33 protein-coding genes and 1 pseudogene are annotated in these 22,413 nt (G+C 39.5%); 19 read left to right on the top strand and 15 right to left on the bottom strand.

All coding sequences use genetic code 11. From position 1 onward, the window contains the following. Positions 1-166 precede the first annotated feature (166 nt). Positions 167-335, bottom strand: a pseudogene (locus JNO66_RS20995) (recombinase family protein); the annotation flags it as partial. 120 nt (positions 336-455) lie between these two features. After that, the gene (locus tag JNO66_RS20470) at positions 456-641 is read right to left on the bottom strand and encodes a hypothetical protein (protein WP_210340884.1); all 186 of its coding nucleotides are present in this window, start codon (positions 639-641) and stop codon (positions 456-458) included. Between the two features lie 38 nt (positions 642-679). Here JNO66_RS20470 and JNO66_RS14380 point away from each other — a divergent pair, with 38 nt between their 5' ends. Then, on the top strand, positions 680-1,486 hold the full coding sequence (locus JNO66_RS14380; RefSeq protein WP_203089135.1) for a methyltransferase domain-containing protein: 807 nt from the start codon (positions 680-682) through the stop codon (positions 1,484-1,486). 79 nt (positions 1,487-1,565) lie between these two features. Here the strand turns inward: JNO66_RS14380 and JNO66_RS14385 are convergent, their stop codons facing one another. Beyond that, positions 1,566-2,177: a Type 1 glutamine amidotransferase-like domain-containing protein gene (locus JNO66_RS14385; RefSeq protein WP_246483289.1), complete on the bottom strand. Its 612-nt coding sequence runs from the start codon at positions 2,175-2,177 to the stop codon at positions 1,566-1,568. A 128-nt stretch (positions 2,178-2,305) separates the two neighbouring features. Here JNO66_RS14385 and JNO66_RS14390 point away from each other — a divergent pair, with 128 nt between their 5' ends. The 4 genes from JNO66_RS14390 to JNO66_RS14405 all read left to right on the top strand — a co-directional run bounded on the left by JNO66_RS14390 (position 2,306) and on the right by JNO66_RS14405 (position 5,509). Then, positions 2,306-2,749 carry an ASCH domain-containing protein gene (locus JNO66_RS14390; RefSeq protein ID WP_203089137.1) on the top strand — a complete coding sequence of 148 codons (444 nt, stop codon included), beginning with the start codon at positions 2,306-2,308 and terminating at the stop codon, positions 2,747-2,749. Positions 2,750-2,808: 59 nt separating this feature from the next. Continuing rightward, entirely contained in the window at positions 2,809-3,609 is an 801-nt protein-coding gene (locus tag JNO66_RS14395) for a glycoside hydrolase family 43 protein (protein ID WP_246483290.1), read from the top strand. Further along, positions 3,610-4,596 (top strand): Ltp family lipoprotein, encoded by a 987-nt coding sequence (locus JNO66_RS14400; protein ID WP_203089141.1) that lies wholly within the window; start codon positions 3,610-3,612, stop codon positions 4,594-4,596. It begins immediately after the preceding gene. 64 nt (positions 4,597-4,660) lie between these two features. Then, positions 4,661-5,509 (top strand): phosphotransferase, encoded by an 849-nt coding sequence (locus JNO66_RS14405; RefSeq protein ID WP_203089143.1) that lies wholly within the window; start codon positions 4,661-4,663, stop codon positions 5,507-5,509. Between the two features lie 81 nt (positions 5,510-5,590). Here JNO66_RS14405 and JNO66_RS14410 read toward each other — a convergent pair whose 3' ends face one another. From JNO66_RS14410 to JNO66_RS14420, 3 genes are all read right to left on the bottom strand, one after another. Continuing rightward, positions 5,591-5,776 carry a hypothetical protein gene (locus tag JNO66_RS14410; protein WP_203089145.1) on the bottom strand — a complete coding sequence of 62 codons (186 nt, stop codon included), beginning with the start codon at positions 5,774-5,776 and terminating at the stop codon, positions 5,591-5,593. Between the two features lie 129 nt (positions 5,777-5,905). Further along, positions 5,906-6,778, bottom strand: coding sequence for a glycine betaine ABC transporter substrate-binding protein (locus tag JNO66_RS14415; RefSeq protein ID WP_203089147.1), 873 nt, complete (start codon positions 6,776-6,778; stop codon positions 5,906-5,908). Between the two features lie 128 nt (positions 6,779-6,906). After that, on the bottom strand, positions 6,907-7,626 hold the full coding sequence (locus tag JNO66_RS14420) for a sulfite exporter TauE/SafE family protein (RefSeq protein ID WP_210340885.1): 720 nt from the start codon (positions 7,624-7,626) through the stop codon (positions 6,907-6,909). Between the two features lie 107 nt (positions 7,627-7,733). Here JNO66_RS14420 and JNO66_RS14425 point away from each other — a divergent pair, with 107 nt between their 5' ends. Further along, on the top strand, positions 7,734-8,039 hold the full coding sequence (locus JNO66_RS14425) for a hypothetical protein (protein ID WP_203089149.1): 306 nt from the start codon (positions 7,734-7,736) through the stop codon (positions 8,037-8,039). Between the two features lie 4 nt (positions 8,040-8,043). Here JNO66_RS14425 and JNO66_RS14430 read toward each other — a convergent pair whose 3' ends face one another. Further along, positions 8,044-8,331 carry a hypothetical protein gene (locus JNO66_RS14430; RefSeq protein WP_203089150.1) on the bottom strand — a complete coding sequence of 96 codons (288 nt, stop codon included), beginning with the start codon at positions 8,329-8,331 and terminating at the stop codon, positions 8,044-8,046. Positions 8,332-8,418: 87 nt separating this feature from the next. On the opposite strand from JNO66_RS14430, the gene JNO66_RS14435 reads away from it, so the two are divergent. After that, positions 8,419-8,790, top strand: a complete 372-nt coding sequence (locus tag JNO66_RS14435; protein ID WP_203089151.1) for a hypothetical protein — start codon at positions 8,419-8,421, stop codon at positions 8,788-8,790. 12 nt (positions 8,791-8,802) lie between these two features. Here JNO66_RS14435 and JNO66_RS14440 read toward each other — a convergent pair whose 3' ends face one another. Both JNO66_RS14440 and JNO66_RS14445 read right to left on the bottom strand, forming a co-directional pair. Further along, positions 8,803-9,252 carry a GNAT family N-acetyltransferase gene (locus JNO66_RS14440; protein WP_203089152.1) on the bottom strand — a complete coding sequence of 150 codons (450 nt, stop codon included), beginning with the start codon at positions 9,250-9,252 and terminating at the stop codon, positions 8,803-8,805. Then, on the bottom strand, positions 9,242-10,012 hold the full coding sequence (locus JNO66_RS14445; protein ID WP_203089154.1) for an amidohydrolase family protein: 771 nt from the start codon (positions 10,010-10,012) through the stop codon (positions 9,242-9,244). Before JNO66_RS14445 ends, JNO66_RS14440 begins: the two co-directional genes overlap by 11 nt. 118 nt (positions 10,013-10,130) lie before the next feature. Here JNO66_RS14445 and JNO66_RS14450 point away from each other — a divergent pair, with 118 nt between their 5' ends. Further along, complete coding sequence (locus JNO66_RS14450) at positions 10,131-10,970, top strand: LysR family transcriptional regulator (protein ID WP_203089156.1); 840 nt, start codon at positions 10,131-10,133, stop codon at positions 10,968-10,970. A gap of 10 nt (positions 10,971-10,980) precedes the next feature. Here JNO66_RS14450 and JNO66_RS14455 read toward each other — a convergent pair whose 3' ends face one another. Then, positions 10,981-11,184 carry a hypothetical protein gene (locus tag JNO66_RS14455; protein WP_203089158.1) on the bottom strand — a complete coding sequence of 68 codons (204 nt, stop codon included), beginning with the start codon at positions 11,182-11,184 and terminating at the stop codon, positions 10,981-10,983. Positions 11,185-11,363: 179 nt separating this feature from the next. On the opposite strand from JNO66_RS14455, the gene JNO66_RS14460 reads away from it, so the two are divergent. From JNO66_RS14460 to JNO66_RS14490, 7 genes are all read left to right on the top strand, one after another. Continuing rightward, entirely contained in the window at positions 11,364-11,948 is a 585-nt protein-coding gene (locus JNO66_RS14460) for a YdeI/OmpD-associated family protein (RefSeq protein WP_203089159.1), read from the top strand. 129 nt (positions 11,949-12,077) lie between these two features. Further along, on the top strand, positions 12,078-12,335 hold the full coding sequence (locus tag JNO66_RS14465) for a hypothetical protein (protein WP_203089161.1): 258 nt from the start codon (positions 12,078-12,080) through the stop codon (positions 12,333-12,335). Between the two features lie 10 nt (positions 12,336-12,345). Continuing rightward, the gene (locus JNO66_RS14470; RefSeq protein ID WP_203089162.1) at positions 12,346-13,602 is read left to right on the top strand and encodes a phosphotransferase; all 1,257 of its coding nucleotides are present in this window, start codon (positions 12,346-12,348) and stop codon (positions 13,600-13,602) included. Positions 13,603-13,605: 3 nt separating this feature from the next. Continuing rightward, positions 13,606-13,914, top strand: coding sequence for a TIGR04104 family putative zinc finger protein (locus tag JNO66_RS21000; protein ID WP_203089163.1), 309 nt, complete (start codon positions 13,606-13,608; stop codon positions 13,912-13,914). Positions 13,915-14,005: 91 nt separating this feature from the next. Further along, positions 14,006-14,272, top strand: a complete 267-nt coding sequence (locus JNO66_RS14480) for a hypothetical protein (protein WP_203089164.1) — start codon at positions 14,006-14,008, stop codon at positions 14,270-14,272. Positions 14,273-14,296: 24 nt separating this feature from the next. After that, positions 14,297-14,785: a GNAT family N-acetyltransferase gene (locus JNO66_RS14485; protein ID WP_203089165.1), complete on the top strand. Its 489-nt coding sequence runs from the start codon at positions 14,297-14,299 to the stop codon at positions 14,783-14,785. Positions 14,786-14,928: 143 nt separating this feature from the next. Beyond that, positions 14,929-15,807, top strand: coding sequence for a cation diffusion facilitator family transporter (locus JNO66_RS14490; RefSeq protein WP_203089166.1), 879 nt, complete (start codon positions 14,929-14,931; stop codon positions 15,805-15,807). A 37-nt stretch (positions 15,808-15,844) separates the two neighbouring features. Here JNO66_RS14490 and chrA read toward each other — a convergent pair whose 3' ends face one another. Together chrA and JNO66_RS14500 are read right to left on the bottom strand one after the other, a co-directional pair. Continuing rightward, positions 15,845-17,020 carry a chromate efflux transporter gene (gene chrA / locus JNO66_RS14495; RefSeq protein ID WP_203089167.1) on the bottom strand — a complete coding sequence of 392 codons (1,176 nt, stop codon included), beginning with the start codon at positions 17,018-17,020 and terminating at the stop codon, positions 15,845-15,847. 14 nt (positions 17,021-17,034) lie between these two features. After that, a complete protein-coding gene (locus JNO66_RS14500) occupies positions 17,035-17,343 on the bottom strand; it encodes a PadR family transcriptional regulator (RefSeq protein ID WP_203089168.1) in 309 nt (102 codons plus the stop codon). 139 nt (positions 17,344-17,482) lie between these two features. Here JNO66_RS14500 and JNO66_RS14505 point away from each other — a divergent pair, with 139 nt between their 5' ends. Continuing rightward, on the top strand, positions 17,483-18,109 hold the full coding sequence (locus tag JNO66_RS14505; RefSeq protein ID WP_246483311.1) for a pentapeptide repeat-containing protein: 627 nt from the start codon (positions 17,483-17,485) through the stop codon (positions 18,107-18,109). A 408-nt stretch (positions 18,110-18,517) separates the two neighbouring features. Here JNO66_RS14505 and JNO66_RS14510 read toward each other — a convergent pair whose 3' ends face one another. Genes JNO66_RS14510 through JNO66_RS14520 form a run of 3 tightly spaced genes read right to left on the bottom strand, consistent with a single transcriptional unit; the run spans position 18,518 to position 19,902 of the window. Further along, positions 18,518-18,814 carry a putative quinol monooxygenase gene (locus JNO66_RS14510; protein WP_203089172.1) on the bottom strand — a complete coding sequence of 99 codons (297 nt, stop codon included), beginning with the start codon at positions 18,812-18,814 and terminating at the stop codon, positions 18,518-18,520. A 5-nt stretch (positions 18,815-18,819) separates the two neighbouring features. Beyond that, a complete protein-coding gene (locus JNO66_RS14515; RefSeq protein WP_203089174.1) occupies positions 18,820-19,455 on the bottom strand; it encodes a nitroreductase family protein in 636 nt (211 codons plus the stop codon). A gap of 3 nt (positions 19,456-19,458) precedes the next feature. Then, positions 19,459-19,902, bottom strand: coding sequence for a MarR family winged helix-turn-helix transcriptional regulator (locus JNO66_RS14520; protein WP_246483291.1), 444 nt, complete (start codon positions 19,900-19,902; stop codon positions 19,459-19,461). Positions 19,903-20,069: 167 nt separating this feature from the next. On the opposite strand from JNO66_RS14520, the gene modA reads away from it, so the two are divergent. From modA to JNO66_RS14535, 3 genes are all read left to right on the top strand, one after another. Further along, positions 20,070-20,831: a molybdate ABC transporter substrate-binding protein gene (gene modA / locus JNO66_RS14525; protein WP_203089176.1), complete on the top strand. Its 762-nt coding sequence runs from the start codon at positions 20,070-20,072 to the stop codon at positions 20,829-20,831. A 2-nt stretch (positions 20,832-20,833) separates the two neighbouring features. Continuing rightward, a complete protein-coding gene (gene modB / locus JNO66_RS14530) occupies positions 20,834-21,508 on the top strand; it encodes a molybdate ABC transporter permease subunit (protein WP_203089178.1) in 675 nt (224 codons plus the stop codon). 80 nt (positions 21,509-21,588) lie between these two features. Continuing rightward, a complete protein-coding gene (locus tag JNO66_RS14535) occupies positions 21,589-22,407 on the top strand; it encodes an STAS domain-containing protein (RefSeq protein ID WP_203089180.1) in 819 nt (272 codons plus the stop codon). Positions 22,408-22,413: the final 6 nt, after the last annotated feature.

Here is a 22,413-nt window from a genome sequence, read left to right on the forward strand (position 1 = left end):
AATAATCTAGCTCTTTAATGGAATAAAAAACGATTGTTATTCCTTTCTGACAGCTTTCTATATAATGAAGTCGTAGACACACTTTTAATTTCGCAAATTTGATTTACAGTCTTGCTTTTTTACTTTGTATTATATCAATTAATTCATATAAATTCTGCGTACTTCAAGTGATTCGAGTTAAGTCTGTAACATAAATAATGTCTGCTTCCTGTAAACCCTTTAACATTTTTTGAAGTTACTCACGGTCCTGTGTTGCTACGGAAGCCTTTTCCTCAATAAATCATATCCATTCTTATTTCGTTGAGCTGCTGAAATTGTCTTGAAGGATTTTGAGATTTCGTTCAATGACCATCTCTTTCCTTATCCATTGTTGATGATGGTATCATTTGTGGGGATCGTCTGTTCCACTACATACTTAATTTGCTAAAGAGCTTACAATAAAAGCTCTTTTTTCTTTAGCTTCTTCTTTTATATTTCTTGTAACGTTCCTCAATAGCTTTTATCGTTTCTTCTTGTTTATCCTGATACATTATAGCTTGATTCTCTAATCGTTTTAAAAGTTCATAAGCAAATGAGATTTCAATTGTTCCAATTTCATAAAATATTTGGCGATTACTTGCAGGGATTAAAATACTATTCATGTAAGTATATATGGATCAGATTATTTGAGGAGGAGTTCATGAAAAATCACACGGCAGACCGCAGAGCAGTCATTTATGGAAATCAGTCAAGTATATTAGACAAACGAACATTGCACACATCTCATAAACAATTGGCCGAGAGACTGGAACCTGGGATGACTGTTCTTGATATTGGCTGTGGCACGGGTGCGATTACAAGGGATATTGCGATAGCTGTTGGTGACCAAGGTAAGGTTGTGGGGCTGGACAACAATTCAGCATTTATTGAAAAGGCGCGTGCAATGCACGCAGATATACCGAATGTACAATTTGAAGTGGGAAATATATATGATTTAGAAAAGAAGGAATCATTTGATCTTGTGACGTGTGCAAGAGTCATACAATGGTTAGCTGATCCGTTAGAAGCCTTAAAGCAAATGGCTCTAGCTACAAAAGTTGGAGGAAGAGTAATCGTATTGGATTACAATCATGAGAAGATAAAATGGGACCCTTTGCCTCCAAAAAGCACGATTGATTTCTACTCGGCCTTTCTTAAATGGCGAGCTGATGCAGGGATGGATAATGCCATCGCTGATAACCTGCAGCGCTTATTTTCTGATGCAGGTCTTACTCACGTACATGGAACGGCTCAGCATGAAGAGACGATTCGTGAAGATACAAATTTTGAAGACCGAGCCGGGATTTGGGCAGATGTTATGGCAGGTAGAGGCATACAAATGGTCTTGGAGGATTATATAAAGGAAGAAGAACGAGTAGTAGCTGAAAGAGAATATAGAGAGTGGCTGGATAAAAAAGCTGAATCTCAAACCATGTACTTGTTAGCAGTAGAAGGTATTAAGCAATGAGAGTCGAATCCTTAGAAGGAAGGTTATCATTAAATGACAGAAAAGGTAACACTTGAAGGTAAAAAGGGTAAGGTAGTTCTTACCCTTTAAGAGTGACATCCGTTCCACTTACAAGAATGGCTTGTTTGTTTGAGAGGAGCAGGAGATGTAAGGAAGATTGGTATTTGTCTATAATCTGTTCTACTGACTCATTAAAATAAACATGTCCAACATGTGGAACGGGGTAGCCTTCGATTAAATGGAGTCCTTTATTGTCGCTGAGGCTAGTACCTTTAGCTTTGTCATCCATATGTTCGATGTATGTAATGCTCGGTGCCATAATAATGGTTCCAGCCGATTCACCGATATAAAGCTTTTCTTTCTGGATCTGTTCAATGATTAATTGGTCAGCGCCGGATTTTCGGAGTTCTTGCAAAAGGAAAAAGGTATTCCCACCAGATACATAAATATAATCATTTTTGTTTAATTTGTCTCTAATTGCTGAAAATGGAGTGTTCGACACATCTAACATGTCTACAACAATTCCAAGAGAGCTGAATGCTGATCTTGCTGCTTCTACGTAATTAGTAATCTCTTCGACATGGCTCGCAGTGGGAATGAAGGTTACACTTTTACCAACTAGATCTTCGGCAACAAATTCTTTAAATAAATCTAGTACATCAGCAAAAGACGACGATAAAAACATATTCATAGTAAATCAAACTCCTTGATGTCTAATTTGGGAACGTATGATCTTATTATAGTGTAACTAAATATGATTATTCAACTTTAACAATATATACAAAGTGTAATGTCTAATGTGGTTGGAAGGTGATAGGGTTGAAAGATATTCATAGATTTTGGGCGGATTGTTGTTTCGCAAATTCCATTGAAAAGACTACTTTTAAGGAAGCATTTCAATTTGGTGCCTCGCCAGATTGGTTGGCTGAACTCGTACTAACTGGTAAGAAGAAAGCGACCACATCTGGATTGTTTTTTTATGAGGAGGAGAATGAACCTCTCCCACAAATTGGGGATTATTCAATTGTCTTGAATAGTAAGGATGAGCCTATTGCGGTCATTCAAGTGCAAGTGGTTGAGATAATCCCGATGAATCGAGTCACATCTGAGTTTGTACAATTGGAAGGAGAAGGGGATTACGTATATTGGTGGGATTCCCACAAGGCTTTTTTTACTAAGGAACTCCATGAATATAACCAAACCTTTTCTCCAGACATGCTTGTTGTCTGTGAGCAGTTCAGAAAAATCTACTCTAAAGAGTGAAAAGTGAGGAGCATATGTACATATTTAGTTATTTCAAAACAGGGGCAGAGGAATTATTTTTGGCAACGAGCAATGACGGATTAAATTGGGAGGACTTCAATAAGGGGGAGCCGGTTTTTTCTTCTTCTGTAGGTACTAAAACGATACGTGATCCTTTTATCATCCAAGATCGTCAAGGTATGTTCCATTTGCTTTGGACAAATGGATGGAATAGTCAAAGCATTGGTTATGCACGTTCGGAAAATTTGGTGGATTGGCGCGATGAACGACTACTTCCTGTAATGGAGGGTGTTCCTCTAACAAAAAATTGCTGGGCACCAGAGGCATACTTTGATGTGGATGAACAGCAGTATCGCTTGATTTGGTCATCTACGGTTGGCGAAAAGGATCGAGATCACCGAATTTGGTCTGTAGCCACGTCCGACTTCATACATTATTCAGAGCCTGAGCTCTTTTTTGATCCTGGTTACAACGTGATTGATTCAACCGTTATTACGACAGATGAGCAGAAACACTATATGTTTTTTAAAGATGAACGAGGGTTAAATGATCCAGGAACAGAATTTAAAGCCATTCGTTCATGTCAGTTTTCAACAATTAACGGGAATCGAATATTTCATGAAACCTCTGATTTGTTAACATCTGAGCTTACAGAAGGACCTACGGTGTTCTCTGTTCAGAATGAAGATAATCATGAAAGATGGATGATGTTTGTTGACCCGTTCCGAAAACCAGGCTATGAAATAGTAGAATCAATTGATTTAAAGCATTGGACCGATATTAGCTCAAGTGTGAAGTTACCGGCCGGACCTAGACACGGCTCGGTTATCTATGCAAGAAATTTAGAGGGAGAGATGTAGTTGGCAGCCTTTCTGTTATTCGTCATGCTTTTAGTGCTGGTTGGGACAATTGTCTTTTTTGTATTAAGTTTTTCTAAGGGCGAGGAGGACCGACGTAAGTACCTGATTCGATCAGGAATTAGCTTAGCTGCAGTTCTATTCTTTGGGTTCGGCGCTGGATTAGCTGCTTTAAGCTCTTCTTTCACAGGGGAAGTGGCAGCTGAGTCTGAAATTGTTGAGGAAGAGGAAGAAGTTGAACCAAAGGAAGATGGTAAAGAACCGAAGCTAGAAAAAGATAAAGAAGAGAAGCAAGTTGAAGAGAAGGATACGAAAAAAGAAGATGAAAAAGAAGCAGATGAGCAAGTAGAAAAAGAAGAAGAGACAAATATCGTTAAAGAAAAGCAAAAGGAAGAAGAACAAGAGGCAAAAGAGAAGGAAGCAGAAGAGCTTGCTAAAAAAGAACAGGAAGAGAAGGAAGCAGAAAAACTAGCTCAGAAAGAAGCCGAAGAAAAAGAAGCAGAGGAACAAGCAAGAAAAGAGGAAGAAGAACGCAAGGCCGAAGAAGAAAAAAGCACTACAACATTCTCTCAAAATCAAGCAATAGAGACAGCTGAGAATTATCTTAACTACACAGCTTTTTCTAAACAAGGATTAATAGAACAGCTCAAATTCGAAGGCTTTAGTCAGGAAGAAGCAACTGAAGCAGTAGAGGCGATAAGTGTAGATTGGCAGCAACAAGCGATAAGTATTGCTGAAAACTATTTGGACTATACGGCCTTTTCAAAGTCAGGGCTCGTGGAGCAGCTTGAATTTGAAGGATTCAGTCAGGAGCACGCGTCTCTTGCTGTTGATAGCGTCTCGGTTGATTGGCAGGAGCAGGCAGTGACCATGGCACAAAACTATCTTGATTACTCCTCATTCTCTAAACAAGAACTAATTGATCAATTGATTTTTGAAGGATTTAGCTCTGAGCATGCAAATTACGCTGTCTCTCAGGTGGGATTTTAATCAAGTCTTTTTGCATCAAAGCGAAACAAGGCTTTGGTGCTTTTTGTATAAGGAGGTGTAAACGTTGGACCTACAACAGATCGTTGGTGAGTTAATGAAAATGAAGATTATTAAATCGATTCCAACTCAAGTTGAACAGCCGACTGGAGGGACAGTGAGTAAGGTCTATATTTTGGATGATACGTACGTAGTAAAAGCAAATTGTAATCAAGTGACAAAAGCTGAATATGAGTTTCTCCAGACTTATCAGACAGTAACATTATTGCCTAGGATGCTTTACGTTTCTCCTACATATGACTATTTGGTTTATCTACATATTGAGGGATCTATAGCAAACGAGTCTCCCGCAAAAAGAGATGTGCTTAAGACAGTAGTCGTTGACTTAATCAATCACTATACTCCGAATAATGATCTGAGAGGGTGGGGATGGGCAGATGCTCCGACAAATACCTGGCAAGCATTTCTTCTAAATGAAATAACAGAAGCAGGGATTTTCATTGGATCACGATTGAAGTCAAACGAGCACAAGTTTCTAAGGGATCTTGTACGGAGAATATCTTCCGGTGCGAACTCGTACTTCATTCATGGAGACTTGGGCTTTCACAATTTTATCTTCTTAAATAAACAGTTAAGTGGGGTCATTGATCCGACTCCTATTATTGGAGAACCTTTATACGATTTAATTTACGCTTTTTGCTCAACTCCTGAGGATTTAACTAAGGAAACTTTTGACGATGTAGTATCTTTCCTCCGTGTTGGACACAAAAAAGATCCATATCACTTATATGGAAGTGTGTTAATCGGTTTATATCTTAGATTAGCGACTTGTCTTAAACATCATCCAAAAGATATAGAAACTTATTTGAAGGCTTGGACTTATTGGCGCAGTATCATAGATGCTTACTTTGATTAAGTAAAGGGAAGGGATTCGTAGGTGAATGAATGAGGTGCCGGCTTTCTTTTTTATAAGTAGACAGAACTTTACAGTGGCTGATCAACAGTTTAGGTAAGCATTAGGTAATGTAATACAATTTCTCGTTTCTGTATTTAGAATTCTTTCCAAGTAACTAATATCACTTTGGATCGTTAACTTAAGCGACTCATCAATGGCATAAAGCATTTCTTCTTTGAGCTTCTCAATTTCTTGGGTAAACAAAAGGTCGTCATTTTGATTCAACATTCATCGCACCTCTTCGTAAGATCTAAAAAGTCCTTACCCTTTTTCATTTTCTTTTAAACCTTTTATTAAAAATTAATTTTCATCTTGATATATGAAAAAGCCAAAGGTTGAATACCCTTTGGCTTCCAATTAACTATCCAACCAACCATTCGTTAGCTCACGATTGTTTTCAATCCATTTGGCAGCTGCTTCCTCTTCATCACCTAACTCCTGTCTAAGAGAAAGTAACTCTGCTAGCTGATCTTCTTCAAAGAAACTGTTCTTCAGCCAACTGTCAGCCTTCGGAAAATCCTCTGCAAATCCGTTACGTCCCATATAATAGATGCTATCGGGTTCTCCAAACACGTTATCTGGATCATCTAAATATTTTAAATCATAATCCTGAAATGCATAATGGGGACTCCAAAGAGTCACAACTACGGGTTCTTGATTTTGATAGGCTGTATCAAGCTGTTGCATCATCGCTTGTTCAGATGAATTAGTGAGTTCGTATGCGTCTAATTGATAGTGAGGAATGATGTCGTTATTCATAATTTGCATCAGTGAGGAGCCGGGATCGATACCAGCTATTTCTCCATCAAATTGATCGATTGCATCAGGTAGATCTTCTATCGAGTTAATATCATCCATGTAGGCTGGGACTACTAACCCACTATGAGCTCCTTCGTATAAAAGATGGTCCTGAGTTAATTCCATCTCATCAGAATCTAAAGCGACATAGGCCTCATCAGTGAAAGGTAACCATGCCGGAAAAGCTACATCTAAATCTCCGTTAACGGTTCCTTCAAATAAGAATGCCTTTTCAAACGTTGTAATATTAACATCGTATCCTTCTTCTTCAAGTAGCTGTTTCCATACGTAAGCAAAAGCTGTTCCATCAGAATATGTAGTATGACCTAACGTAATCGTTCCACCTTCACCCGTTTCGTCACCTCCACACGCTGCCAACATCACAGCTGCAGTGATTAAGACACCGGATAATAGTTTCTTTTTACCTGCCATAAGAATGTACCACTCCTTTATAAAGTCCAGTCTCTTTGTACCCGTCTTAGCCTTTTAATAAACGCTTAACCTGAAAGTACTTTTTTAGAATAAAGGAGGCATTCCATACCAAGCTTCCAAAAAGCAATCTAAGAAAATAACATAAGGTTTAACGAAGCAATTAAAATAAGAATAAGCAGATTTCTTTTAATGGTTTGGGGTTTCGCTTTATCAAGTGACTTAAAGCCAACTACAGTACCTAAAATCACTGCAATAATCCCCACGATAAGATATGGAAGCAAAGAGGCTTCTATATCTCCATTTGCAGCATGAAGACTAATTGAAAAAATACTGGAGATAATAGCTGAAACTTGTATACTAACAATATAGGAAAAGCGTTGGTTTGGATAAAGCATGATGAAAAACGTTGCAACAAACATGCCTCCAATGCCAAACAATCCTCCAACAATTCCAGCGAGAATACCAAGAGTAAAACTAACCAATCGGTTTGGGGATTGTCTTGCTACTTTCGCTTTTTTTGAAAACCTTGGAAGAAGTAGCTGATAAAGCGCAACTGAGAACAAAAAGCCACCAAGCCATACTTTGATCACATCTAATTCACCATAGGTAGTCAAAATAAAAAAGGCAACGAGTCGACCAATTAATACATAGATCAAAAACTCAGCGATTTTCTTCCACTCAATGTACCGGTAATATTTAATGGCAGCCGTCAATCCACCAAATATTAAGATCGTTAAAATAAGTAAGGTTGTGTCTTTTACTGTCATAAACAGAGGTAATACTGAAACCACAACTAACCCTGTACCGATTCCACTAATACTTTGCAAAAAAGCACCCAAAAAGACCAAGGCAAAAACGAGTATAAATAAGATACGTATCAGTCCTAATTTAAGATTTTCATATCCAATACTCTGAGTATAGCATGAAACATATCGTCAAAAAGGAGATGATTAAGATGGATATCTTACACGCGGTAGGACCGCTTTTACTAATTGGAATGATAGTACTTTTTGTCATTAACCGTCTCAAGTCTATGCATAAAAAAGGGGAACTGGCCAAATCTCAATCAAAACAAAAACAAGCTCTCATAGATAGCGTAATTCCATTAGGGATGATTGCAGGCGCAGGAGTAGGAACGGTTGTTGGAATCATAGTTAGTGAGTTCATAAATGCCATCAGCTTAGGTGGGGCTATTGGTATGCTCATTGGATATTCTGTGTACGCTTATTGCAGCAAACGTACCCAATTACATACTAACTAGATCATCAGTCGTATGAGACATTGCTTTTTCGATAAGCGGTCAAAGCCGTCTTCATTCCAGCGTATGTTCCAACGGCTGCATTCCCGTAAAAGAATCCCATAAATAGTCCAGCCGGTAAATCATGCCGGTGACTGTAGAAAACGGAGATTAAAACTCCGAGTATCGTGGCAACGGTAGGAATATATTTATGAGGAATGCGCGTAATCCATTTAATAAGCTCGGTAACAATTAAGACAACAGGTACAGCAAGAACCGCATCCCAAATATTTGTTTGAATTGTAGGCAGATCCATCAATTACCCTCCTAGAGATCGTCTTACCCATAAGATGTCCGTTTCTTAGGAAAGTATTTTAAAAAGGTATTGAAAGGGGATGTTTAGATGAACAAGATTAGGATGGTTTTGTTAAACCTTTTATTCTTACTGATAGCCGTTGGATGTTCAGAACAGCCAGAACCTGACATTAAAAGGGGAACAATAGAAGGTAGGTATGCAAAAGATCTGTCTGGTGACCACTTTATCATGAGTGAAGAAGATGGTGCGATCATAATGAGTAATCATTCGGGAGAAGATGGTATATTTGATGGACTTTCAAGTGGTGACCTTATCCATATTACAGTTGAAGTGATCTTGGAAAGTTACCCTGCTAAAACATCCATCTATGAACTCGAATTTGTAGAGGAAGGCACAGAAGAAGACCTTCCTCAAGATGAACTGGATACGTTACATGAGCTGGGTTGGACATTTGAGTGATTGGGTGAAGCGTTAAAGCCGTCGTTTCATCCCATCATGACTTGAAACAAATCCAAGGCGCTCATAAAAACGATGTGCGTCTTTTCGAGTTTTATCTGTGGTTAGTTGCACCATGCCACACTTTGCTTCTTTAGCGCATTTAAATGCATATTCAAAAAGCTTTTCGCCAATGCGCTGACCTCTAAACTTTTTATCCACACGAACTCCTTCAATATGTGCACGCTTCATACCCATTTGCGACAGACTAGGAATGATAGTTAGCTGCAGAAATCCAAGAAGTTCATCTTCTTCTACCGCTACTAAAATGCAATTTCCTTTTTGTTCTTCAATCTCTTTAAATGCTTCATAGTATTCATTCGGTAGAGGGTCCTGGTATGATTCTCGTTTGGAGCCTAGGACGTCATCAGCTAACATTCGCACCATCTCTGGTACATCATTTTTGGTTGCAATTCTAAAGTGCATGTTCTTCACCCTTTCCGCGGAAATACCAATCCATGGCGTTTTGATACAGTACCTTATGGATCGCTTGATCATCCATTAAAGACTTTTTCACGATATCAATGTCTGAGTCTTTAAAAGGTCTTGGTGCCCTAGTTGATGGTAGATCTGTTCCAAACATTAGTGCATCACTGTTTATCTGGTAAATGTCTTTAATCATGTCACCAGCGTCAAAATCTAATCGACCAAATCCTGTTGCTTTTACTTTTACACCGTGGGAAACAAGTTTTAATAAGTCGTCTGAACCTGACTTGGATAATCCCAAGTGATCAATGGAGACTGCTGGTAGGGTTGTAAGCACATCATAGATGTCAGCTAATTTCGCTGAGTTAATGTATAGCTCCGTATGCCAGCCAACTAAGTCATATACACGGTTTGAGAAGGCTTCTAACTTTGATAAATCCTCTGAGCCACCTCTGTTCACATTAAAACGCAATCCTCTTACACCCGCTTCGTTTAAGTCCAGTATTTCTTCATCGCTTGTTGTGTGAGGTAATTGAGTCACACCAACGAATCCACTACCTAATTGTTTGAGTGATTCTTTTAGATACGTCTGATCAAATTTTTGGAAGGAGCCAGACACGATGGCACCATTTGTGATGGACAATCCTTTCGCATCAACTACATAGTCGGCAACCGTATAAGAGTCTGGTGTAAATCCTTGATTTTCGTAAATGGGGAAACGCTTATCAATGATATGTAGATGGGCATCAAATATCTTCACGTTGATTTCCTTCTTTCTATGTAAATGTAGTTTTATCTTATCAAAAGGGATAAAATAAGAAAAAGACAGAAAACTTCTTCGTTTGAATAAGAAAAACTTATAATAGGGGCGAGTACATATGAAGGTTGAGGATCATCAATTAGTTGTTGCGTTATCAGAAGCAGGTACAATTAAAGAGGCATCTAAATCTCTTTTAATATCACAGCCCGCAGTGAGTCAACGATTAAAAAGCATTGAAGCCTATTGGGGAAAGTCGTTGTTTGTTCGAACACCTAAAAAGCTAGTTCCTACACCTAGTGGAGAAAAAGTCATCACATTTTCTAAAAAGATGATGACTGAGACAAACCAGGTGATGAATGCATTATTGACAGATTCAGATACGATTGAAGGTACGTTATCACTTGGTGTAGCTTCAACGATCGGCCAATACTATTTGCCTGCTGTGCTCAGTGATTTTATGACGAGTTATCCAAGGGTGAACGTTGAGCTTTTTACAGGGCTATCAAGTGACATTATTGGACAGCATGAGGGATTTCACGTATTCATTACTCGAGGTAACAAACCAACAGCTCAATCTATTCTTCTTTTAGAAGAGCAATTGTATTTGTTAAGGAAGAAAGGAGCGGAATCAAACGTCCTGATTGAATTTCAAGCGGATTCGAGCTTTCAAACGATTGTGAACCAATGGTTAATCCAGCATCCAGACCATCAAGTGTTAACGAAAGTAAAGGTTGATCAGATGGAAACCTCCAAACAATTGCTTAAACATGGGATTGGAGCAACCGTTTTACCTGAGCTTGCTGTAGGTGACTTAGATCTTTCAGATTATCATGTGACCATGTTAGCGAATGAAGACGAGCAGATCGTTCGAAAAACATGGATAAGTCATGCAAAATATGCCGAGTCATTTCCTCAAGTAAAAGCATTTCTTACATTTATTCGTTCGTACAAAAAGTAAAAAAACCGTACTAGTCCGTAGAGCTAGTGCGGTTTTGGTCTTTTTTAAATAATTTGTATAATTGTCGAGTAGATAATGCCCCTATCAAGATTCCTGTAAACACTACATTCTGTGCTTTTTCTAGAGGAATAATACTAAGCTGAACCATTGATATAATAAGAATGGAAAAAGCGACAAGAACCAAATGAAGGATAAATTTTGTTTCATCTTTCATAACGGTTATCTCCTATCTTTCACTTTATGTGATTATGTTAATGCTCATTATATCACATTTATAGATTCAAATAGAAATGTACAACATTCTTTATAAATTCTTTATTTTCATTTATGTCATTTGTGTGTAGATGGTTAACCTTACGTATAATAAGAATAAGTCAATAAGGAGGATATTCCATGAATCAGAATGCGAAGGTGGATGCTTTTTTAGAAAAGGATAACAAATGGAAAGAGGAGTTTATCGCGCTTCGTCACATCGTTTGCGCAGCTCAAGTTGTCGAGGAATTTAAATGGGGCAACCCTTGTTATACAGTGAACGGGAAGAATGTCGTATTGATTCACGGATTTAAAGAGTATTGTGCACTCCTATTTATGAAAGGAGCCCTACTTAGAGATTCAGATGGACTACTTGTTCAACAAACGAAAAATGTACAAGCGGCTAGGCAGATTCGATTTAAAAATCTTCAAGAAATCGAAAGCAATAGTGAAAAGATATTATCATATATAAATCAAGCGATCGAAGTGGAGAAAGCCGGACTAAAAGTGGAAGTAAATCTTGAGACAGAGAAGATAACTCCTTTGGAACTTCAACAGAAATTTCAAGAGAATCCTGAGCTAGAAGAAGCCTTTGAAAAGTTGACCCCAGGACGACAGCGAGCCTATCTGTTGTACTTTTCACAGGCAAAGCAGGCAAAGACAAGAGAGGCAAGAATTGAAAAATACGTTCAACCTATTTTAGATGGAAAAGGTTTAAAGGATTGATAAGGAATATCTTAAGGATACTATTAGGTGTCCTTTTTTGATTGGCAGACGCTGTCAATTTAATGTTGAAGCTAATTGGATAAAGATGGTAGGATGTAAAGAGATGAAACAAATGGAGAGGAGAGAACTATGAGAATTTGGTATTCGTATGTGTTTCTCGGTCTAACCATTCTTCTATGTTTTCGATTATTCTTTGATCATGGATTCTGGGTTCCATTTCTTTTTTTATTATTCGTTAATGCTCTTTGTTTGATTAGAGAGCGCGCATTGCTTAGAAAACTGAAGGAAAATCAGGAAAAGGACCGTCAATTGGAATATGCAAAGTTAGCGATCACGCAGGTGGGGTTAACGGTTGTGTTGTTTGGTTTGCTTGTGATTGTGGTCTGAGGAGAGTTATATGGATATCCAGCTTTTACTTTATCAACCGACAAAAGACTTTATGCTTTTTATTAAAGAAAAAACACAGGTATCTATTCCATCCTTTAAAACTTCAGAGTTTCATATCGCTGAGGCGAAAATTATCAACGACTATCTCTTAAATGAGTATCAATTACAAACAAATGTGGTGAGATGTCTTGATCAACGTCCTGATCAAAGAGTGTACGAAGTGGAACTGCTTACGCCCATTTTTAGAGAAGATCGACACCTAGTGTGGGCACCACCAACATGCCAAGAGAATAGAACTTTATTGGCACAAGATCAACAATGGATTCTTGATCTCTGGTTAACTAGTCAACCTTCCAACATACAATGGATGCAATATGGATGGCGAGAGAGTGTAGAGAATTGGATTAGTCAGATCTTAATGAAAACAAAGCTCGAGATTACTCAAATTCGGAATTGGGAAAAGTGTTCACTTTATCAGGTAGAGACGGCAAGGGACTGTTATTACATCAAAGCGGTCCCTGAACTATTTAAACATGAACCGTTTGTTCATCGTCAACTAGACAGTTGCACCCCTCGAGTCTTTTCTATCCAGGATGGCCCTTCTATGTACATAATGAAAGGTCTAAAAGGCAAGTTACTAGGATTCTCAAGACAATTTAACCATTGGCTCGAGACAGTTAGTCAGATGGCTTCTGTTCAGAAGAGATATGTCACCGGAGATCTGTTAATCCAAGTGGAAGTTCCAGTGCGCCGATTTGCTGATATGTTTGGTGAACAATCTTTAAACAGAGCCATGGGCTTGCTGAAAAAAGAAATTCCTCAAAACGAATATCAGCTCATTCACTCGTCCATACCTAAGGTTCAAGCTTTGGTACGTACACTTTTACGTGAGCTACCACTTTCGCTTGATCACGGTGACTTATTTGGTGGAAATGTCATCATTGAGCAGGATACCCCTTATATCATTGACTGGTCAGACAGTTCCATTACGCATCCCTTTTTAAGTATGGTTCAGTTATTTAAGGAAGTGAGGAGTTTTTTTTCTGAGGCAGAAGCAGAAAATTTACTTTGTCATTATCTAGACTTTTGGAAAGAGTATGGATCTATTTCTCAGTTAAAACAAGAATTTGATGCCATTCAAAAATTAGAACCTGTTTTTTATTTGGTTGTTCATATACTCTATATTTTTCCTGCATTTACTGAAAACGTGGAGAAAAAGCGTATCGTAAACGAGTACTGTGCCCAGTGGACAACACATATTCATTAAGGAGTGATCTATATCCCTACTTGCAATCATTGTGGAACACAGTGGGCTTGGTGGCAGACTGTGAAGCGTTCATTTACAATTAGTCCGGATTTGCCTTGCCCTCATTGTGAGAAAGAACAATTTGTGACGAAGAGGTCGAAAAAGAGAAGCGGCTTACTGGGTTTTGTAACTCCTTTATCAATTCCAATAGTGGTAATGCTGCAACCCACTTTTATAGGTATTCTACTTTTTTACACAAGCTTATTCATATTACTCGTTAGCATTTGTCCATTCCTCATGGAGCTCTCCAATGAAGAAGAATTCATGTTCTAGGCTACGGTTACCTGCCTAATTCAGAAGTCGTGCATCTCTTTTAAGCTATGTCCCGCATAGAATAATGAATTAACGTTAAGGGGCGCTATTTATGAAGAGAAACAACGGGCAAAAACAAGAATTAGTCAGTCGTTATCCTCCTAATTTTGGTACTCAGCTGGCGTACTTTGGAGGTATTTTAGTAACGCTGGGTGATGCGATTGCGACATTAGGTGTAGCGATTGATTTGGAACAAATTCAGGTTGAAGAGGCGAACCAGGCACTTTCGAACGAAACGCAACAGCAGGATATGGCTGCTATTCAGAACCAGCTTGCTGCACTACAGAAGGAAATTCAAGACTTAAGGAGAAAGCAGTAAAAACATAATCAGTAGGAGCACATTATGATTCGCACATATACCAAGCGTGATGTCCCTTTTATTGTGAATTCACATTATGAGTTGTATCACCAAGAATTTCAGTACGATGAAACGTTTAAGGCCTTTATACAAAGTAAGGTAGAGGGTTTTCTTACACGCGGAAATCAGCGTGAATCCATATGGATCGTAGAAATAGATGGAGAAAACAAAGGCTCGATTGCTGTTAATGAAGTAGATGGCGAGATGGCCCAACTAGGGTTATTTTTAATGGATCCAACTTTGAGGGGGAAGGGTTTCGGTCAAAAACTCATTCAAACAGTGATTCAATTTTGTATAGATCAAAACTATCAATCAATCATTCTTTTCACTAATGAAGAGCTTGTTAGTGCACGAACGCTGTATCAAAAAAATGGATTTGAGTGTGTTAAGAGCTGGGTTGATGTCAAATCAAGCAAAGAGTTAGTTGAAGAGAAATGGAAACTCAACTTGATTTCTGAACCGGAACATAAATAAGGCTATGCACTAAAAGAATTTCCCTGAGGCAATTCTTTTTTGCATAGCTTAAAGATGTTTACATGGGCTAGAATATTGCTATAGACCCACTCAAAGCGGCTGTGTTAAGATGTGATTCGACTTTAATACAAAGAGGGAATCAAATGAATCGAACATCTTCCATCGCGCTTTTATCTGTTATTAGTAATGGGTCCGTTCTTACGTTAAAATTTATTGTTGGTATCATGACTGGCTCTGTCGCCGTTATATCAGAGGCGATTCATTCTTCATTGGACATGCTAGCCTCGATTATAGCGTTCATCTCTGTGAGAATTTCAGGGAAGCCAGCTGATCCGGAGCATCCATTTGGTCATGGAAAAGTAGAGAACATTTCAGGTACAATCGAGACCTTGCTCATTTTTGTCGCAGGTATTTGGGTGATCTATGAATGTATTCATAAGCTTTTGCACCCAGAGGATATTCAGATGCCAATGCTCGCCATTCTTGTTATGCTTGTTGGTGCGACTGTGAATTTCATTGTTTCAAAGGTAGTCAAAAAAGAAGCGGATCGTGTTCAATCGGTAGCCATGAAATCCAATGCGTTTCATCTTTTAACTGATGTATATACGTCACTTGGGGTAGCTATTGGACTTCTGATTGTTGCCATTACAGGCTGGTATTTTCTAGATCCGATTATTGGAATTGTTCTAGCGATTTACATCATGGTAGAAGCGGTGAAGCTAATGAAGGAAGCCTTTCCTCCATTGCTCGATGCGCGGTTGTCAAAAGAGGAAGAAGAACAGATTTTAGATATTATTGAGACATTTGATGAGGAATATATTGAAGTGCATGATTTTCGGACAAGACGTGCCGGAGCACAAGAATATATTGACTTTCATCTCGTTGTTTCATCACATGAAAGCATTGAAACCTTGCATCATTTGTGTGACAGAATGGAAGAACGAATCAATAATGAGTTTAATCAAGCGGAGATTCTGATTCATCTAGAGCCGGAAAGTGAGCGCAAGAGTCATATAGAATAATGTAAAAATCCCATCCATTCCTGGACGGGATTTTTGTTTAAAGAAGGGACAACAGCTGACCACCAATGGCTCCAGCAACAACAACGGTCCATGGAGGCAGTTTCCAGTAAGCAAGCATAAAGAACAGGAGAGCTGCGAGCGCAAAGTCAATGGTTGAGCCAATGGCACTTAGCCAAATTGGTTGGTAAAAAGCAGATATTAAAATCCCAACCACTGCAGCATTTACCCCAAGTAGCGCAGCTTTCATTTGTTTATTCTGGCTTAGAGACGACCAGAATGGTAGCGTACCAAAGATTAAGAGGAAAGCAGGTAGGAAAATGGCTGCAGTTGCGATGAATCCGCCTGTCCAACCGGCCATATCAGCACCTATGTACGCGGCAAATGTAAAGAGTGGACCCGGAACAGCCTGTGCCGCACCGTAGCCTGCAAGAAAGGATTCTTCACTTATAAGACCGGTTGGCACAAACTCTCTTTCAAGTAACGGAAGAACAACGTGTCCCCCTCCGAATACGAGAGAGCCTGAACGGTAAAAGCTATCAATCATGCTAATCCATGTAGAGGACATCCATGTAGCGAGAAAAGGAAGTCCAGCTAGTAAAATGAAAAAGAGAGCTAAACAAACGGCGCCAACTGTTTTAGAAAGAGGGATGGAAAAGGATTCCGTGTGATTGGTTTGTATGCCTTTAAACAGAATCCATCCAATGATACCTGCGATCACGATCACACTCACCTGAGTAAGAACATGTGGGATGAGTAATGTGGCGAGCAGTGAGAATAAAACAATGGTCTTTCGTTTTAGATCAGGAGCCAAGTTGGCAGCCATACCAATAATCGCATGGGCAACAACTGCTACTGCAGTCAGCTTTAATCCTTGGATAAAGCCAGCATCCATGACGTTAAATTGATTAGCGAGAAACACAAATAAAATGAGTGCAAGAACAGATGGCATGGTGAAGCCAATGAATGAAATGAATCCACCGAGTGTACCCGCGCGAGACACACCAATTCCGATCCCGACCTGGCTGCTTGCCGGACCAGGGAGGAATTGACAGAGAGCAACTAAGTCTGCATAAGCCTTATCCGTGAGCCACTTACGCTTGTCTACATATTCTTCACGAAAATAACCCAAATGCGCAATAGGTCCCCCAAACGAAGTAAGTCCGAGTTTCGTTGACACCACTAGAATCTCAAGTAGCTTCTGAAAATACGTCATGTTCGCCTCCTACATTATTCTTTAATTTCCTTAAATAATTCGTATGCTTTGTTTCGTGCCTCAACCAGAACGTCTTCCCCTTGTTTAGTAATGGAGTAGTATTTTCTGATTTTCCCCTCTACATTGCGGTCTTCTCTTTTTAGGAGTCCATCTGATTCCATGCCGTGCAAAATGGGATAGAGAGTTCCACTACTGATCTCATATCCATGTTCCTTCAATTCTTCAACCATCCACACGCCATATACCGGGTGTTCTTTTGCGTGGTGGAGGATATGAATCTGAATGAATCCTAGAAATAACTTTCGAATGACTCGTCCTTCCATGATTTCGTCTCCTTATTCTAATTTCGATATCGAAAGTCTATATCGGTTTTCGAATCTTGTCAACAGGTCAGGGGGTTGACAAGGGGATGGTATACTTAAGATGAATGCAAAAAACTAGAGTAGGTGTTACATCTTGAAAATGAAAAAACCAAACATATCAGAGCGATTGATAACGGGAGATTTTCGCCAGATCTTTGATGACGAAGATCCATATCTAAGTCAAATGAATATTTCGGGGTCCATTTTTGAAAATGAAACGATAGACCGAGTTCATTTATCAAATATGATCATTTCAAAATGTTCGTTTCAGAACAATAGCTTTCAACGAATTGATCTTACAGATGTACAGTTTGAACACTGTGATTTTTCGAATGCAGACTTAAGCGAAGCGAGTATCCACCGCGTCACATTTAAAAATTGTAAGTTCATGGGTGCGGATTTATCGGATGGACGGTTCGGACATGTCACATTTAATGAATGCTTATTAAACCTTAGCCAATTTGGTGATTCAAAAATGGAGAAAGTGGTTTTTCATGCGTGCAACCTGACAAGTGCTGATTTTTATCAATGCAAATTAAAAGAAGTAGAATATACAGATAGCAAGCTTGATGGAGTCAGCTTTGACCGCACGAAGCTAAAAGGAATTGACCTTAGTACATCGCAATTCGATTCCTTGGTTGTTTCACTAGAAGACTTAAAAGGCTGTATCGTATCAGAGTGGCAAGCCCTTGCCTTTGCAAGGATGCTTGGGCTGGTCGTGAAGTAGGACGTGGAGAGGATCAGGTGATGATCCTCTCTTTTTTATGTAGGTGGCGGGAAATTACTAAGAGGATAGGTTGAAATTCATCGAGAAGGCTGAATCGACGAAGAGAGGACGGAATCGACGAAGAGGAGGCTGAATCAACGAAGAGAGGACGGAATCGACGAAGAGGAGGCTGAATCGACGAAGAGAGGATGGAATCGACGAAGAGAGGATGGAATCGACGAAGAGAGGACGGAATCGACGAAGAGAGGACGGAATCGACGAAGAGAGGGCGGAATCGACGAAGAGGAGGCTGAATCGACGAAGAGAGGGACGAAATCAACGAAGAATAGGCTGAATCGACGAAAAGAGGCAAACGACCAAAAAAACCGGTTAAATCTTTAACAGATTCAACCGGGCTCATCACATTACTTACATTTCAAGCTGTTCTCCAGCGAATGCTTTTGCTTCAGCAGGTCCAGCTAAGAATTCGGGGATTTCTTTCAAAAACGCAGTGAAATGCTCGCTCGCGTTATGAATTTTCGTTGCCTCTTCGTCTTTCCATGTTTCGATCATGGAGTAAGTGTAGTCTTCTTCTGTGCTTTTCATTAGCTCATATGAAATGTTGCCTTCTTCTTTACGAGTTTCTGCTACGAGGTTGTGCATTAGCGCTAAGAAGCCTTCTTCTTTTTCTGCTTTAATTTGAAAACGTACATGTGTAATAATCATGTGTGTTATCTCCATTCTACAATTTGATTGACGTCTAGACGTGAAGAGGAGTATCCTTCTTCATTTGCTTTCCCGATAGACAGTAGCATAACCGGATAGTAGCGTTCTTTATCCATATTAAATGCTTCTGCAATTTTATCTTTTTCATATCCACCCATTGGGTTTGTGTCATACCCGTGCGCACGAGCAACAAGCATTAGCTGCATAGAGATTAAGCTTGCATCAATGACATTCATTTCTTTTAGCTGCTCATGGCTCATTCCAGCAAGTAATCCAGTAACAGTTTTCAACTGACGGTCTTTGACTTCTTGAGGCATAAACCCTTGTTCCACAGCTGTTGTTAAGATGCCTTCAAGGTATTCCTGGCTTTGCATATCAGCAAATACAGCGATGACTGCAGAAGACGTTTCAACCTGCATCTTATTGAATTTTGCGAGTGGCGTAAGTGTTTCCTTTCCTTCAGGTGTGTCGATCACAACAAAACGCCAAGGCTGAAGGTTGACTGAAGATGGTGCTTTTGATGCTTCAGCAATGATTTCGCTTAATTCGTCTCTGCTAATTTTTACACTTTGGTCGTACGAACGGATGGAACGGCGACCTAGTACGATTTCGTAAAAGTCATTTGTTTTTGTTGGTTGCATGGGTTATTTCTCCTTTTTTTCGATTGAATCAATATTTTGTTGGATCTGACTTAATAGCTGATCCAGTGTATCGCAGTCTTTTTCTGAAAGTCCCTTGAACAGCTGCTCTGTAAAATGCGTACGTTCATCACAATATGAGAGAACACGGCGTAGGCCTTCTTCTGTCATTTTGACAAAGGTGACACGGTTATCTTCTTCTGATTTACGCCTAGTGACCATACCCTTTTCTTCAAGCTGCTTAAGATGCCTGGTGATCGCTGCATGATCAATATTCACACGCTGCTGCAGTTCTTTTTGACTTAATTCGTTTGCTTCATAGATGGCATGAATGACTTCAAGTCGAGACTGACTAATACCTGTACAACGCTCAAACTTAGGCATCAGTCGCTTGTTAATTTCGTTAAAGCGAAACAGGGCCGTGGCTTGAGTAGATTCATGATCCCGCAAAAGCGTTCACCTCCAAACTATTTGATGGGTCAATCATTGACGTATCAAATAATAATCGAAAAAACGAAAACTGTCAACTGAATTGATTTTCGTTTAAGAGGAATACCTTTCTTCTAATGTTTACCTTATAATTGATAGAATAAATTAAAAGGTTGGAAGTGGTACGATTGAAGAAGAGAATGGGAGCTTTAGTGCTCACAATGATGCTAGCTGGTTGCGGATCAAATGCAAATTCATCACAACCAGAAGACATTCATGTCATGGCAGCGGCAAGTTTAACGGATGCACTTGAAGAGATGAAGCCAGCGTATGAAGAGGAACACAATGTGAAGCTTGTTATTAACTACGGGTCATCTGGTAAGCTCAGAGAACAGATTACACAAGGTGCTCCGGCAGATCTGTTTCTATCTGCTTCATCATCAGATATGGATCAACTCATTGAAAAGAGTGAGGTTGAAAAATCATCAAACCTATTAATGAATCGATTAGTCTTAATTGCCACACCTGAGGTTGCGGATGGATTACAAGAAGTGAATGATCTGACAAATGATCAACTCCAAAAGATTTCCATTGGACAACCTGAAAGTGTGCCCGCTGGGAGATACTCGAAACAAGCTTTGGAGTCTCTCAGACTGTGGGATGAGTTAGAGGATCGTTTGATTTACGGATCAGATGTACGTCAGGTTCTTACGTACGTTGAGACCGGGAATGCGGATGCAGGACTTGTTTATGAAACGGATGCAAAAACCTCTTCAAGTATAGAGCTCATTGAAACAATACCTGAAGATACACACGACCCTATACAATACCCGATTGGTCTACTAAAAGAGGCGGCTAGTCAGGACACGGCAGTAGAGTTTTATGAGTATTTACAAACAGAGGAAGCGCTAAATGTTTTTGAATCGTATGGATTTAGTAGAGGCGAATAGAAATGGTAGAGGAGTTTTGGACCCCCATCTTTGTTTCACTACGTGTTGTCGTTGTTGCCAGCGTTCTCGCATTTCTTTTAGCCGTCCTTTTCGCTTGGTGGTTAAAGAAACGGACCTTTAAAGGGAAAATTGTTGTTGAAACCATACTTATGCTTCCGTTAGTTCTGCCCCCAACAGTCATTGGTTTTGGATTGCTTGTAATTTTTGGGAGGCGAAGCCCAGTTGGTCAGTGGTTTGAGGCGGTGTTTAACCAGAGTATTGTATTCTCGTATGTAGCTGCAGTCATTGCCGCAACAGTGGTGGCCTTTCCATTAATCTATCAGATGCTGATTAATGGATTTGAAGCCGTTGAAGATGAGCTTGAGCAAGCAGCAAGACAGATGGGTGCTAGTGAATGGAAGGTATTCTATCATGTGACGCTTCCAATGACTTGGCGCCAGGTTGTCTCGGCTTACATGCTTGGCTTTGCCCGTGCGCTGGGAGAGTTTGGGGCAACATTAATGTTTGCCGGAAGTATTGCTGGATTAACGCGAACGATCCCGACAAGCATTTATATCGCAGTGGAGTCTGGAAATGTACTGCTTGCCTACTATTGGGTGTTCTCGATAATTTTATTTGCCTTTGTTTTACTTGCTGTTGTTCAAAGACTCAAGAAAATCGATCGTCATTCGATTTAGATGGTTATTCATTGATATTCATTCAAAGAATGGTACAGTTAAGGAAGAACTAAAAGTCGAATTATTTAGGAGTATTATATATGTATGGTTCTAATGAGAGCTTCCGGGCGATAAAAGACGAGATTTTAAAGCATAAGGATGAACTGATTTCCATGCCACAAGGTCATTCGATAGTCAGTGATAATACATTAATAATGCATTTATCTCCATGGAGAAAAAAGTTGATTGAAGTTTATGCAAACTCTATCCTAACCACTCCTGATTCATCAAAGCAGAATATTGAAAAGTGGGGAAAAGAAGTATCAGGCTTACTTGTCCAATTACAGTTTCCTTTGGATGTTGGCCTGCATGAAATTTCTTATTATCGAAATAGCATAGGTGAGATTGTAAGAGATGAAGCGATTCGACAAGAGCTTAGTATAACAGAGTTTTACTCAATTATTTCGGAGTTCGATGCTGTCGTTGATGAAGCCGTGCAAATCGTTAGCAGGTCATATATGGAAGAGTTTCATCGAACTATTGAGACGGCAAAATATGCAATCGATGAGCTCTCCGTTCCTGTCGTGCAACTGACGAAGGATACCGGGGTCATTCCACTTATCGGAGAAATTGATACAAATCGCGCACAGTATTTATTACTGAATGCTCTAGATCAAGGTGCTGAGTTAAAGCTGAGTCGAATTATTATTGATCTTTCAGGTGTCAGCGTAGTGGACACCATGGTAGCCGGCCAAATCTTTAAAGTGATGTCTTCGCTAAAGTTAATTGGAATTGATTCGGTTCTGAGTGGGGTGCGACCTGAGGTGGCGCAAACAATGGTGAACCTTGGAATTAAGGTTGAAGGAAAGGTATACTCAAGTTTACGAAAAGCAATTGAACATAAAAAACTTGTTGATTAATAAGGA

Origin of the sequence: Alkalicoccobacillus gibsonii (genome assembly GCF_016798245.1) — a bacterium.
Lineage (GTDB): Bacteria > Bacillota > Bacilli > Bacillales > Bacillaceae_D > Alkalicoccobacillus > Alkalicoccobacillus gibsonii.